At 36.7% G+C, this 14,100-nt stretch carries 9 protein-coding genes, 2 rRNA genes and 1 pseudogene; 5 read left to right on the forward strand and 7 right to left on the reverse strand.

What is annotated here, in order from left to right; all coding sequences use genetic code 11:
* Together H1X92_RS07385 and rrf are read left to right on the forward strand one after the other, a co-directional pair.
* Nucleotides 1-361 (forward strand): 23S ribosomal RNA (locus tag H1X92_RS07385); the annotation flags it as partial.
* A 180-nt stretch (nt 362-541) separates the two neighbouring features.
* Nucleotides 542-657 (forward strand): 5S ribosomal RNA (gene rrf, locus H1X92_RS07390).
* Between the two features lie 121 nt (nt 658-778).
* Here rrf and pssA read toward each other — a convergent pair.
* Both pssA and H1X92_RS07400 read right to left on the reverse strand, forming a co-directional pair.
* Nucleotides 779-2,134: a CDP-diacylglycerol--serine O-phosphatidyltransferase gene (gene pssA, locus H1X92_RS07395; protein ID WP_180559543.1), complete on the reverse strand. Its 1,356-nt coding sequence runs from the start codon at nt 2,132-2,134 to the stop codon at nt 779-781.
* Between the two features lie 189 nt (nt 2,135-2,323).
* Nucleotides 2,324-4,957 (reverse strand): bifunctional acetate--CoA ligase family protein/GNAT family N-acetyltransferase, encoded by a 2,634-nt coding sequence (locus tag H1X92_RS07400; protein ID WP_180559544.1) that lies wholly within the window; start codon nt 4,955-4,957, stop codon nt 2,324-2,326.
* A 452-nt stretch (nt 4,958-5,409) separates the two neighbouring features.
* Here H1X92_RS07400 and H1X92_RS07405 point away from each other — a divergent pair, with 452 nt between their 5' ends.
* Together H1X92_RS07405 and H1X92_RS07410 are read left to right on the forward strand one after the other, a co-directional pair.
* Entirely contained in the window at nt 5,410-6,411 is a 1,002-nt protein-coding gene (locus H1X92_RS07405; RefSeq protein WP_180559545.1) for a pentapeptide repeat-containing protein, read from the forward strand.
* Between the two features lie 117 nt (nt 6,412-6,528).
* A pseudogene (locus H1X92_RS07410) lies at nt 6,529-7,742 on the forward strand (hypothetical protein).
* A 280-nt stretch (nt 7,743-8,022) separates the two neighbouring features.
* On the opposite strand, the gene H1X92_RS07415 reads toward H1X92_RS07410, so the two are convergent.
* The gene (locus H1X92_RS07415; RefSeq protein ID WP_180559547.1) at nt 8,023-8,424 is read right to left on the reverse strand and encodes a hypothetical protein; all 402 of its coding nucleotides are present in this window, start codon (nt 8,422-8,424) and stop codon (nt 8,023-8,025) included.
* Nucleotides 8,425-8,569: 145 nt separating this feature from the next.
* Nucleotides 8,570-8,944 carry a CesT family type III secretion system chaperone gene (locus tag H1X92_RS07420; RefSeq protein WP_180559548.1) on the reverse strand — a complete coding sequence of 125 codons (375 nt, stop codon included), beginning with the start codon at nt 8,942-8,944 and terminating at the stop codon, nt 8,570-8,572.
* Nucleotides 8,945-9,472: 528 nt separating this feature from the next.
* Between H1X92_RS07420 and H1X92_RS07425 the strand changes: the two genes are divergently transcribed.
* Nucleotides 9,473-10,468: a tRNA/rRNA methyltransferase gene (locus tag H1X92_RS07425; RefSeq protein ID WP_180559549.1), complete on the forward strand. Its 996-nt coding sequence runs from the start codon at nt 9,473-9,475 to the stop codon at nt 10,466-10,468.
* An 88-nt stretch (nt 10,469-10,556) separates the two neighbouring features.
* Here the strand turns inward: H1X92_RS07425 and emrB are convergent, their stop codons facing one another.
* From emrB to mprA, 3 genes are all read right to left on the reverse strand, one after another.
* Complete coding sequence (emrB, locus tag H1X92_RS07430; protein ID WP_180559550.1) at nt 10,557-12,098, reverse strand: multidrug efflux MFS transporter permease subunit EmrB; 1,542 nt, start codon at nt 12,096-12,098, stop codon at nt 10,557-10,559.
* A gap of 12 nt (nt 12,099-12,110) precedes the next feature.
* Nucleotides 12,111-13,277, reverse strand: a complete 1,167-nt coding sequence (emrA, locus tag H1X92_RS07435) for a multidrug efflux MFS transporter periplasmic adaptor subunit EmrA (protein WP_180559551.1) — start codon at nt 13,275-13,277, stop codon at nt 12,111-12,113.
* A gap of 149 nt (nt 13,278-13,426) precedes the next feature.
* Nucleotides 13,427-13,975: a transcriptional repressor MprA gene (gene mprA / locus H1X92_RS07440; protein ID WP_180559552.1), complete on the reverse strand. Its 549-nt coding sequence runs from the start codon at nt 13,973-13,975 to the stop codon at nt 13,427-13,429.
* Nucleotides 13,976-14,100 lie beyond the last annotated feature (125 nt).

Raw genomic sequence — 14,100 nt, forward strand, 5'->3', positions numbered from 1 at the left:
AGGGTATGGCTGTTCGCCATTTAAAGTGGTACGCGAGCTGGGTTTAGAACGTCGTGAGACAGTTCGGTCCCTATCTGTCGTGGGCGAAGGAAGATTGAGGGGGGCTGCTCCTAGTACGAGAGGACCGGAGTGGACGCACCACTGGTGTACAGGTTGTCATGCCAATGGCATCGCCTGGTAGCTAAGTGCGGAAGAGATAACCGCTGAAAGCATCTAAGCGGGAAACTTGCCTCAAGATGAGTCTTCCCTGACAGTAATGTCCTATAAGGGGTGTTCGAGACGAGGACGTAGATAGGCTGGGTGTGTAAGCGTAGCGATACGTTGAGCTAACCAGTACTAATGACCCGAGAGGCTTAACCTGACAACACCGAAGGTGTTTTGAGAAGAGAGAAGAGATTTTAGCTTGTTCAGAGATTGGTGCCTGTAAGCGGTTACGGCGCTAGAAGTCAACGGGCGAGATGGCCTGCGCATAGCGAGAGGCAGCCGAGATGAGCGCCCGAGGCAGTAGCGTAACGAAACAGGATAGCGAAAAAAGAATTTGTCTGGCGGTAATAGCGCGGTGGTGCCACCTGATCCCATGCCGAACTCAGAAGTGAAATGCCGTAGCGCCGATGGTAGTGTGGGGTCTCCCCATGTGAGAGTAGGGAGCTGCCAGACGTTAATTATGTTTAAAAAGCCACCTAAGGGTGGCTTTTTGACGTTTTATCTACTGATAATATTTTGATTTTAGATATAAAAAATAAAATCATATTTAGCGGTAGGAAATTGAGCTAGCCTATTAGAGAATGCGACGTATTAACCTATCTACGCGGATCCTGCGTAAACGGCGAATAAGTTTTTTAATTTTTACTGGATAGCGTTGGATATTTTCAAGCTCTTGATAATGTTTCACAATATGAGTATTTGTTGTGATACATTTTAATTCTTTGTTTTTTTGCTGTAGTAGAACTTTTTGGGGATCATGAATTAAAATTGCATTTTCCAAATCCAGTCCCCATGCACGTGGATTGAGATTATTGCCAGTAAGTAATTGCCAATTATTATCTATCCAAATTCCTTTTAAATGATAGCTATTGTCCCCGTCTTTCCATAATCTGATGGTTAATTGTTGGCTATCTACAAAGTGTTGTAACCGACAGATAAATCGACGTAGATTAATTTCATATAAATATGGTAATGCACTGATAATTTTGAAAGGTTTTTCTGGTGGAATATAAAAATCATTAGCCGTTTTATCGCCAATGATAATTTCAATATGTTTGCCATCACGTAATAATTTACTAATTATACGCGTTAAAATAGTAGGTAAATTAAAATAGGGGGTACAGATAGTCATTTTTTTTTCTGTACTGTTCATTAAATGCATAATAACTTTATTTAATTCATTTTTTTTGCCTAAACCGATTAATGGAGTTACTGCTAACTCTTCATTGGTGGCATTATTGTGCCATTGATAGTGACAACTTTTTAAACTATGACGAAATTGTTTAATCAAACTTTTAATTTGAGTATTTCGCGGGCGATGTGCTTGATCTAGACGCTGAATGGCGGGTGAAGATAGCAAGCTTTGGTCGATAAAACTTTTCATTGTCGCTGCTAATTGGGCATTATCTAATATATGATAACGATCGTAGCGATAACGTTGATGTTGTTGCAGATAGACATCATTAATACTGGCACCACTATAAATAACGGTATCATCGAAGATGAAGCCTTTTAGATGTAAAACACCTAGTGCTTCACGTGTATTGACAGGGATACCAAAAATAGCAATATTCACTCCTGGATGAGCCAGCGCCATTTGATAATACCAATCAGCATTAGTTGCGCTGGCATCTGCACCAATGCGACCACGTTGCGCTCGATGCCAGTCAACCATTATTTTGATATCTAATTCAGGTCGCGCCCTTTTTGCTTGGTAAAGCGCATTTAATATGTCGCGTCCAGCATCATCATGTTCGAAATAGAGTGCAGTAATATAAATATACCGTTGAGCGTTGGCAATTTTGTCTAACAGGGCTTTACGGAAACTTTCTGTTTGGTAAAGCGTGACAACGCCAGTGGCAGACTGAGGTAATTTTGCTAATTGCTCAAGATATTGTTGATGCTTTGCTTTTTTTAATTTGGACAACATCACAGTGTAAATTTTCTCTTTTTTATTAAGGGAGTAGATTATATACTCTTGTTTAGGTTTATTGAAAATTAGTGATTCATGATACCATTAGTTTAATTTTTTGTATCTATTAATCCCAGCTATGTTGAGCGATTGTTCAGTCATTATTTACTACATTATTAGGCCTATATAGTTATAAGATTATTTTCTTTATAGTGCTAAATCTAGGTTGACAATACTATCTTCAAATTGAAGATCGAGATTAAAACCTAATTTTTGTGCTAGTTGTAGCATTTTTTTATTTTCAGGCATGGTAATTGCGGTAAGTCGCTGAGTACCTCGGCTACGGCTATATCTGATAATTTTATCCATTAGTTGATATCCAAGTGTATTACCTTTCATATCAGAACGGACTAAAACGGCAAATTCTGCTTGCTGATTGTCAGGATCCTCTACTACGCGAACTACGCCAATGATCTCGGAATTTTTTTTAATCGCAATAAAAGCCATTTCGCGGTCATAGTCGATTTGGGTCATATTTGCTAAGTCATCATGGGTAAATTCGCTAATTTCACTAAAATAACGATAATAAAGATCTTCTTTGGTTACCTGAGTAATAAAATCTTTAAGTAGATGTTCATCTTCCGGTAGGATAGGTCTAAGTAGACACTTTATGCCATTTTTAAGAGAAATAATTTCTTCTAATTCATTAGGATAAGGTCTAATTGCTAATCTTGCCTTAGGATCACCAACAATAGGGCAGAGTTCCATTGCAACATCCAGTAAAGTGAATTCATCCTCAAAAGCCAGCAGGGGATGAATATTTAGTCGTACAATCTGCGGACAATCTATCAGTAAGTTTGAAACACGGACGAGTAATTGGCAAAGACCATCAATATTTAGTTGATGGGATGAATTTGTTGATTTTATTTTTTGATTTTTAATTGCTTGAATAACTAGATATCTGGCTAATGTCATGTTGAGAGGGGGGAGCGCTACCGCAGCATGGGTTTCTGGCTGCCATTCAATATCACCATCACCTAATAAGATCAAAGGACCAAAAATGGGATCTTGTTCAATTGCTATTTTTAACTCGAGAGAACCTGCTTTATTTGCCATACTTTGTACTAATAGGCCTTGAATCATGGCGTTAGGGAAGTGTTGAGCGGCGCGATCAAAAATTCCCTGGCTAGCATCTGCCACTTCTTTGGCATTGCGTAAATAAAGCATAACGCCTTGAATATCAGATTTGTGAGGAATATCTGCCGAGCGTAATTTTAAAGCAACCGGATAGCCAATTTTTTCAGCGATAGCGATTGCCTGATCACTATTATGGGCTATCCATGTGGGTAATATTTTTAAGCCATAGGCGCGTAAAATAGGTTCCACCTCATGCGTATCAAGCTGGGTTATCCCTTTTTTTAATGCTTTTTGAATTAATGCATGGGCTTTTGTTGTGTTAGCGGTTAATCCAATAGGTAATGCCGGTGTTTCTGTCAATTGTTTTTGGTTACGGCGATATTCTACCATATGCATATAAGCAGTAATGGCGCCTTCCGGTGTTCGATAAGTTGGAATACTCGTTTCACTAAAACGTTTACGGGCATCTTGGGATGAATATTCGCCACACCAGTTAGTTAATATAGTTAACCATTTACCGCGGGGATGTGATTGAATGGTGTGAATGATCCTCTCAGCGGTAAATAAACTGGGGGCAATAGTACTAGGCGAATGAATAAGTAATATAGCATCATGATCCTGGCTATCTAACATAATATTAAGGATTTTGATGTAGCATTCTATGGTTGCATCATCACCGATATTAATTGGATTTTGATTTGAGTGAAGATTGGGAAAAATGGCTTGAATTTTTTGTTGCGTATTAGTATTCAGTTTTGCCAGCTTTCCTTTGCGCCGAAAAAGCTCATCGAGGGCCATTGCGGCGGGCCCGTTACCATTACTAATAATAGAGAGCCTGTCCCCCTTTAAAGGAGACATGTGACTTAATGTTTCTACTGCGGAAAACATTTCATGGGTATCTTGCACTCGAAGTAATCCCGCTCGTTGAATAGCTGCGTCATAAGCAGCATCAAAGCTTTGGACTTCACCTAGTAAATATTGTGCTTGTTGAGTACGTCCGCTTTTAACAACTAGAATCGGTTTATTACGTGATGCACTGCGAGCAGCTGAAAGGAATCTTCGCGCCTGCTGAATATGTTCTATATAAAGTAATATGGCGCTGGTTTTATTATCTCTAGCCAGAAAATCAAGTAGATCATCGATATCAATATCCAAACTATTTCCCAGCGCAATAAAGTAAGAAAAGCCAATTTTACGCTGTTGTGCCCAGTCCAGAATAATATTTGAAACTGCAGCAGATTGAGAAATAAAAGCTAGTTTGCCTTTTAAGATTGGAATTGGTGAAAAGCTGGCGTTTAGTTGTTGCCAGGGGGCTAGGATCCCCAAACTATTGGGCCCCAATAATCTTATATTGTACTGCTGTGTTAATGCTTTAAGTTTCACAAACTGAGAAGGTGGCGACGAGAGGATAATGGCCGCTTTACAACCCATTTTACCCAGTTGTTTTAGACAAGCTAAATTTCTATCTGAATTTGTGCAGATAACCGCTAAATCTGGTGAAAATGGTAATTTATCAATTGTAGGATAGGTGAGTATTCCCATTACCGCATTTTTATTTGGTGTAACCGGCAGGATCGGGCCTGTAAAGCCACTAGAAAGTAGATTCTTGATAATCACAGATCCTGCTCGTTCTGGTTTTTCTGAGGCACCAATAACTGCAATGGATTTAGGTCGCAATAATGCGTCGAGTCCACGCTGGCTCATAGATATTTACCTTGTCATGGGTATTGTCTATCAATGTAGCTGATATTTTCGCATTTTTCTGTGATTTTTGCCGCCAGAGGACAAAGTTTGTTGGTCAGATACTATTTATAAAAAATAAATTATGAAATCATAATTTCATAATTATTAGTTTCTTATGAATATTTTTTTCATTCTTTAATGGTTGTTATTTTAATATCACACAGATTCACACGATAAAGATTAAGTGGTGTTAAAAAAATTAGCTTGCTTTTGAGAGCGGAATTTAAAAGTAAAAAAATATAAAAGTTTATTATTTTAAAAAGTAAAGAATATTATGTTGTTTTTTGTTAAATAAAAAATAATTTCATCATATTACTGGTGGTAATTATTACTCTAAAAAGAAATTAATAAAACGGTGTTTTGAGCGATACGGTATTGGCAATAATGGAGAATTCAACATCATAGAGGTAAACATGTTTAAGATCTTTAAAAACGAAAATATTTTAATTTCCCCCATAGAGCCCGACCTTATTAGCGAAGAACAGCCTAAAGTAAAAAAGGACTTGGCAATTTTAAGCGAAAAATTAACTTTAGATAGTGGTTTAGGTGATAGGCAAGATTTGCAAAATAAAAAATTAGCTAGCTTACTGGAGAAATTACAAATCAGAGAAGCGGGTGATTGCTTTGAGTTAGTTGAAATTGATTTGACGGGTATGGAATTACCCGCAGAGATTGATCTTAGTAACGTTAATTTAATGCACAGTAAATTAGTGGCGGTTAAGATGATTAATGCTGATTTACAACATAGTAATTTGTCTAGCGCGGATTTGAGCAAAATAGATTTAAGGAATGCCAAATTAAATAATGCCATTTTGAAGTGGACGATTTTAACAGATGCGAATATCGCTAATGCGGATTTGCAAGACATAGATCTCATGAATGCTAATTTAAAATATTGCAATTTGGCAATGGCTAATTTGAGCAGAGCTCATCTACAGTATGCTGATTTAATGAGAGCTAAGTTGAAGGGAGCAAATTTATCGCAAGCATTTTTATTGTGTAGCATTATGCAACGTGCTGATTTAACTGCCGCAAATATGTTAAATGCTGAGATGTCCAATACAGATTTAACGGAGGCTAATTTGACTAACGCTAATTTAGAACAGGCCAGGGGGGTAAGTTCAATATTAACTAATGCTAAATTAATAGGTGCAGACTTAACGCGAGCTCATTTTCGTAGCGCTAAGATGCAAAATGTAGATTTTACCAATGCCAGTTTAATTAAGACCGATTTATGTGGCGCAGATTTAACTAATGCAAATCTCACGGATGCAAATTTAAAAAATGCTAATCTAACCAATGTTAAACTCACTAACAGCAATTTAAGTGGTGCGACAATATCTTTGCAATCGTTTATTAACTTAGATCTCCAGTCGATTATTTTGCATAAAGCCATTAATTTATCGATTGAGTAAAAGTGGGAACAAAATAGCCTTGATCGATATTTAAATCATATAAATAATCGAGAGACTAATAGTGTTTTAACCCAGATTGCCAGCATTGATAAAATGCCCGATGTGGCAAAAATAGATATGATAAAACAAATTATTGCATCATTAACAAATCAGCGAGTTGACACGTCCGCTGTCGCAGCATCATTAATCGATATTTTAGCTGAACCACCCTTTTATGCTGATACTGAAATTTCAAATTGGCTAAAAAGTGTTTGTGCTAGCTATATTGAAAAATTTAATGATTGGCCGATGCCATTACAAAAAGAATCGGTTATTAATTTGATGATTGATACTTTCCAACATTATCCTGATTTACTTTTTAGCGGTAATTCAGCCTTTATACAGACTATTTCTCAAGCTATATATAAAGTTGATTCAGCGCAATTAAAAGAAAAAGCGATCGCTATTTATGAGCATTACCTAAAAAGTAGCCAAATCCAACCTTATGTCCAGTTGGATGATTTTGGCTGTTATGGTGATAATAAAACTGATTGGTCAGACAAAAATGCGGCAAACTATATTCTATTTTCTCCTAACGAACAGGGTTATGCCATGATGTTGTCGCAAAATGTACTAACTGGAATGTTAATGCCAAATCTAACAGGCAAAGATCAAGTATTAAACCAATTTTTTCTTTACCAGCAACAAAATAATTTAAATCAAGCTGATTATCAATTAGAGGATATTTTAAAAAATAAATTTCCAATATTTTATAGCGGATATCAATCTCTGCTTCGAATAAATACTTTTAACCGTTTGCTTGATTTATTAGACTTAGATGAAAAATTGTATGACTTATTTATTGCAGTAACAAAAAAAGCTATTTCAACAGAGAAATTAGTTAACCCAGAAGAACAAATTCAATTAGAAAAGCTATTAACTAATAAAGCCTATCAGGTTCTCACGCCAATTAATTATCAATTAACAGAAAAATTTTATCAGGATATTCTCAATACTTATAAATTAAATGAAGCAACCGATAAGGAAAAAGCAGAAAAAATATTTAGCTTATCAGCGGTATTTGTCAAATATACTTCTAGTGCTATTTTGGGTACTGAAACCGAATCACCTAATGCTTTAAGATATTTTTCCTGTGCGATGTTGAATAAAGCTTATGAAATTTGCCCGTCTATTTTTGATTCCGAACAACAAGTTACCGAGTGGAAAAGTCGATTGCTTGGCTTAGAAAAAAGTTTTATTGTACTTCGCTATTGTTCAGTGAAATGATAGATCACGCAAGGAAACAATTTCCTAATCAATTAGCAACAGTATTGCCGCCTGATTGGTATTAAACATAAATCTAAATTTTATCGAGATGATTTTTTAGCTTTATCGTTGACGAGGTTATATATTATTTTGAGTGTCTATTAGCAAATAATAGCGAGTTCTCTGACTTAGGTTAACAGCGGTTTTCATATTGCCATTTTACCCATCAACATTTGATTTGAATGGTTTACAATCAATGGTATGTTGTAAAACTAAAACTTAGCATGATATCTATAACATACAGGCCCAATGATAGCTAATGATAAGAATTAATACTCAGAGAACTCACCGTGATATATGAACATATTAAGCTAACTTTTCCATACGGAAAATATGTCCTGTACTGTAATTAGTGCCATCTATTGCGCCGGCTAATAGTGCACCGCCTAAATTCATTATTGTACCAACAGGATCACCAATTTTTGCCCAGCCTACCGATGATCTGGCAAAGGCTGAGGTATTAGACCTAAAACCATTTTCAACCTCAGAGCTATCCTGTGCATACTGCCGAGCTTTCCAACTGGGTATATCTACCCCGTAAGTTCCCATACTACCGTTTATATTGTATATTGCTTGACCAAACGGTTGATGGCAATTCTGAGTCTGTTCTGAAAGCAGTTGTCGAGTTTGGCTCAATTGCTCAGGAGCGACTTGGTTTGGAAATAGTGCTTGATTAACACCAACAACTAAATCATTAAGTATCTTCATTTTTCCCCCTAGTTAAGTATTTAAAGGTTGAGCCTAAAATTAGTTATGTGTATTTAAATTTTTTGCTAAAAACTTACTCATCATGCTTAAGTAATGGCAATTGGTTGCTTTTTTTGTAACAAATAAGTTCATGATGACAAATTGATTATGCTATGATTTCTAGCATTAATTCAGAAAATTGAACAAACTCATCAAACCGGCCGATTAAGTTTTTTTCAGAAAAAACCATATCAGTAAATCCTTGCCAAATAACTAACTGTCTATCATCACTTATTGCTAATACGGGTTGATAGAGTTGATGATTTATTAAATTAAATTTCATCAACTCAAGAATTTTTTCTTGATTGAGAGTTTGTAATACAGTGCATAAAACCAATCTACCCACCGGGTACTCAATTAATCTAACAGAAAATTTTCCATCGACTCTGATGGAAAAATCAATTTGATTAAAATTTATTGGTAATTGCAGTCCAATATTTTCATACAGTAATGTTAATTGAGTCGCAAATTCATCTCTCATGTGTTTATCCCTTGCGAATAATACAAATTAGATGGTTTAATTATTAAATGAATAGAATTTAATCATGATCAGGTATAGACCTGAAATATTTTATGTTTTGTCAAAATACACATTGGTAGCTAAAAATAAGGTAAACCTAAAGGGGAGCAAATAATTAAATAAGCCTGATTTAAAAAAAACAACGCTGTTATAAAAAATAATATTTTTGACTAAGGCCGACGTTGAATGAAAAACACTATGACTATGTTTGCTTTTAGAACTTAGCGAGCAGTAAAACACTTTTGTAAGAGTAGAGATACAGCCTATACAAGCTACACTATAGCAACTTATCAATAGATAAGGCCAAAGCAGGGAAATGTCTTTTATGCTTTAGTTGGCTGAAAATCTTTCCATAGCAGCAAAATTTAATCTTTCTGAATTAATTCGTCAGCTTTCTATTTTTAGCGTTAATAATAAAGTATAAAAAGTCAGTAGCGTTTGATCCTAACATCATGTAATCTGCCTGGCATAACGTGGCTGGAGGCACTCATGAATGATTCATATAGCGGTAAAAACGGTAAAGTAAAAGTGATGTATGTTCGTAATAACGACAGCAACACCACCAATGATCGACGAAAGAATAAACATCTTTCCACTAAAAATAAGAAATCGTCATCACGCCGTAATGATCGTAATAATGAACGTTTAACGGATGATCCCTGGAAAGCGATTTCTCAACGCCGAGATCCTGTTATTAGCCATAGTGGTATTAGTGGTAAAAGTCTACTTGATCCAGAACAAATTCGTCGCCAGCGTTTAGAAGAGACACGTATCTATGGTGAGCATGCCTGTCAAGCGATGTTTAAACATCGTCCGGAGGCAATTGTTCGCGCCTGGTTTGTTCAGTCTATTACTCCTCATTTCCGTGATGCACTCAAGTGGATGGCAGCAAATCGCAAAGCCTATCATGTGGTTAACGAAGAAGAGCTAGTAAAAGCTTCTGGTACTGAACATCACGGTGGAGTTTGTTTCTTAATTAAAAAGCGTGCTGGGTTTGATGCTGAAGCTTATTTAGCCCAATCAACTAAAGTTGATTGTGTATTAGCCGTTGAGGATATTGGTAATCCACATAATTTAGGGGCAATTATGCGTAGTTGCGCTCATTTTGGCGCACAAGGCATTATTCTACATAATGTTGCAGCAATGGAGTCAGGTTCTGCAGTTAGAACCGCAGCAGGTGGTGCCGAGTATATTAAATGCATTCAATCAGATAATTTTGCTACCACATTGAATAAATTCCGTCATGCAGGCTATACCATTGTTACAACGTCTAGTCATAAAGATAATATTGATATTGCTAAAGCAGAGTTACCGGAAAAAATAGTACTGCTATTGGAACAGGAAAGTGATGAATTGACGACAAGTCTTTGTCAGAAGGGCGATATGAGTTTATCTATTGGAGGCACCGGTCAGGTTAAAAGTCTAAACGTTTCGGTCGCTGCCGGTATTATATTGGCTAAATGGTGGCAACAAAATAAAATTTAGTCATATATTATTGAGATAGCGAGTAAAACTAAACTATCTCAACAACTAGCATAATTATTGCCTAACTTATTTTTTATCACGCCTTCTATTAATGTGCGCCTCCGCTGTTTTGGCTGTCCCCTGCAGTGAAAGGAGGTTTTGCCAACCAAAGTAAAACTAAAAGAGCAATAAAAACACCTGCTGATAACCAAAAAATTTCATTAGCTGAGATAATTAATCCTTGATCGGTAATCATTTTGGCTAGATAAGCTGATGATTGTTGCTCATTTAATCCTAGAGCGGATAATTTTGCGTAGAATTGTTGTGACTCTGGATTATAGGGGGTAATAATCTCCGTAAAATGGGCATAATGCATCGCTTCCCTTTGTGTCCATAAAGTCGTTGTCACAGACGTTCCTATCGCGCCGGCAAGTGTGCGGGTAAAATTTGATAGACTGGATGCTGAAGCGATCTTTTCAGCTGGCAAGCCAGATAAAGTAATGGTGGTAAGTGGCATGAAAAAGCAAGCAATAGCTAATCCTTGCACGAATTGCGGCCAGGCTGCGGCGGCAAAATCCATTGTCGGCTCAAATGTCCACGCGCGCCAATAATAGCATATGGCGTAAACAATAAAGCTGAAGGTAACGATGACACGCATATCAATTTTATGGCTAAATCGCCCAATTAACGGCGTTATTAATAGGGGTAAAATTCCGACCGGCGCTGAGGCTAAACCTGCCCAAGTTGCCGTATAGCCAAACACTTCCTGTAATAACTGCGGAAGTAGTACAATCGTACCAAAGTAGAGCATATAAGCCAGACTGAGTGATAAACAGCCAATGGTGAAGTTACGCTCTTTAAACAGTGAAAGATCAATAACCGGGTTATTATCTGTTAATTCCCAAATAATAAGGAAGCTCAATGCAATTACTGCGGTTATCGCAAGCACAACAATTTCTGTGGAATTAAACCAATCTAGCTCTTTACCTCGATCAAGCATAATTTGTAATGCACCGATACCAATGATTAGTAATGTTAATCCAATAGTATCAATGGGTTTTATTTCGGTTGCTGTTTCACGATCAGAGAGTGTTTGCATAATAATGAAAATAATAGCGAAACCGAACGGGACATTAATAAAGAAAATCCAACCCCAGTGATAATTATCACTAATATAACCCCCCAAGATCGGACCACAAATAGGGGCAATGACGATGGTTATTGACCAAAGCGCAAGCGCCATATTACGTTTAAGCGGAGGATAGTTATTAAGTAGTAAGCTTTGTGACAAAGGAATCAGTGGGCCCGCGACCATTCCTTGTAAGATGCGAAAGAAGATCAATGTTTCCAAGCTGCCAGCAATACCGCATAACCATGATGTCAGGGTGAATAGCCCGGTTGACCAAAGAAAAAGTTTAACTTCGCCAACACGTTTCGCCAACCAACCTGTAATTGGGATCGAAATGGCATTAGCTACTCCAAAGGAGGTGATTACCCAGGTACCTTGTGAATTGGAAGCACCTAAATTACCTGCGATTGTTGGGATTGCAACATTAGCGATGGTAGAATCCAAAACCTGCATAAAGGTCGCTAATGATAGTGCTAATGTCATCCATGCCAGTTTTGCGCCTTGTAATGGCTCTTTAGCCACGATAAGCTCCTTTTATTTTGTTCCTGAATTATTATTAATAATATCGGTAACGAGTTGATCGACGGGAGCCATATCAATTTTAAATACATTAGTATGGTAAACAGGATTAGCGCGAATTTTTTGTGAAAGTGTCAGGCCATTTTTATTACTTGTATCGACGGTAACTTCACTTGATAGTCCAATCCTTAGAGGATATTTCTTTAACTGTTCCGCATCAATGGTTATCCGAACGGGTAAGCGTTGAACAATTTTGATCCAGTTACCACTTGCATTTTGGGCCGGTAATAGTGAAAAAGCACTACCGGTTCCCATATCTAAGCCTTCAACGCTTCCTTGGTAAACAACACTTTTACCATAAAAATCGGTAGTGATTTTTGCTGGTTGACCGATACGTATATCAGCAAGTTGGGTTTCTTTAAAATTTGCGTCAATCCACATATTATCGCTGGGTACTACCGCCATAAGCGGTGTTGCTGGGGTAATACGAGCACCGACTTGAACACTACGACGTGAAACATAGCCATCAATTGGGGTAACAATTTGAGTTCGTTTTAAAGTTAACCAAGCGTTACGAAGCTCAGTGGCCGCTTGTAAAACCGCGGGTTGTTTATCAAGCGGGGTATCTAACACGATAGCTTGATTAGCATTAAATTGCTCAACAGCAACATCTAAGGCGGCTTTAGCGCTGGTCACTGCTTCACGAGCATGTTGTAATTCTTCTTTACCAATAACGTTTGATTGGCCAAGTATTTCACGACGTTGAAGATCTTGTTGTAATTTATTTAGTTCAGAACGACGAAGAGAGATATTAGCTTGATACTGTCGACTATTAATCATATGTTGATGGGTTTGCCGCACGCTATTAGCTAAATTAGTTTTTGCTTTTTCCAATGCCAAAATAGCATCTTTGGGATCAAGCATTACCAGCACTGTGCCACTTTTTACAAAATCAGTATTTTCAACGTTAACGGTAATAACGCTGCCAGGCACCTGAGACATTAATTGGATTTGATTGCCTGCAATGTAAGCATTATCTGTACTTTGATGGTGTCGAAGCACTAAAAACCAATAAATTCCACATATTAATGCAGTAATAATAAAAAAAATACTGACTAGTATAATTATAGTTCGGCGTTTTTGTGTTTTAGTGGCTGTTATTTGTTGTTCATTAACGCCCATGTTGTATCAAACTCCATATTATTCATTTTACTAATGTTTAATCTACGCTTAATAAGCAAAAGTTTCCAGTAGCTTACTATTATACCACTGGAAACGGTATGGTTATTATTAATAATTTTTTATGATTGGGATTGGTTTTATGGTAATCATCAACATACTGTTTGATTGTCAAGATCATCAAGTTTAACTAATAACTTTCTCATCAATTTTTCGATAGTATTTTTTTCTTCAGCGCTAAAAACAGACCAAATTTTTTCTAAGTTTTCGTTTTGGCGAGGAAGTATTTTTTTTAAAAAGTTCGCCCCCTCTTCGGTTAAATGGAGATGTAAACAGCGGCGATCATTGTGACTTTCCTTACGTTCAATCCATTTGCGATTTTCTAGTTCATCTGCAATGCGCGTTGCATTTGTTCTCGAAGAACCTAAAGCATCGCTAAGTTCAGAGGGTTGTATACTATGAGTTTTTTGGGTATCGAGAATTATTAATGCCATAAATAACGTTTCATTAATTCCTTGTTTTTTAAGCATACTATTTCTATTTTCTAACAGTTTACCTTGAACATGCATACATAAGCGTGTTAGTAAAATTTGCTGATAGGGTAACGGAATCATTGATTTTTGTTGTTGTTGTTTGCGCTCATTAAGTAATTGCTCTATGGGAGAAAATGAAGTTTCTTTTTGTGTTTGTGTGCTTTCCATTATTTATATACCTTATTAGTTTCAGTTGGTAAGATAGCAACTGTCATAATCAATCTAAATGGTATATCAAAAGCTAAAATTATCAATTATAGTTATTTATTATCGCGAAATTTATTTTGTTATTG

Source organism: Arsenophonus endosymbiont of Apis mellifera (assembly GCF_903968575.1).
Taxonomy (GTDB): Bacteria; Pseudomonadota; Gammaproteobacteria; order Enterobacterales; family Enterobacteriaceae; genus Arsenophonus; species Arsenophonus apicola.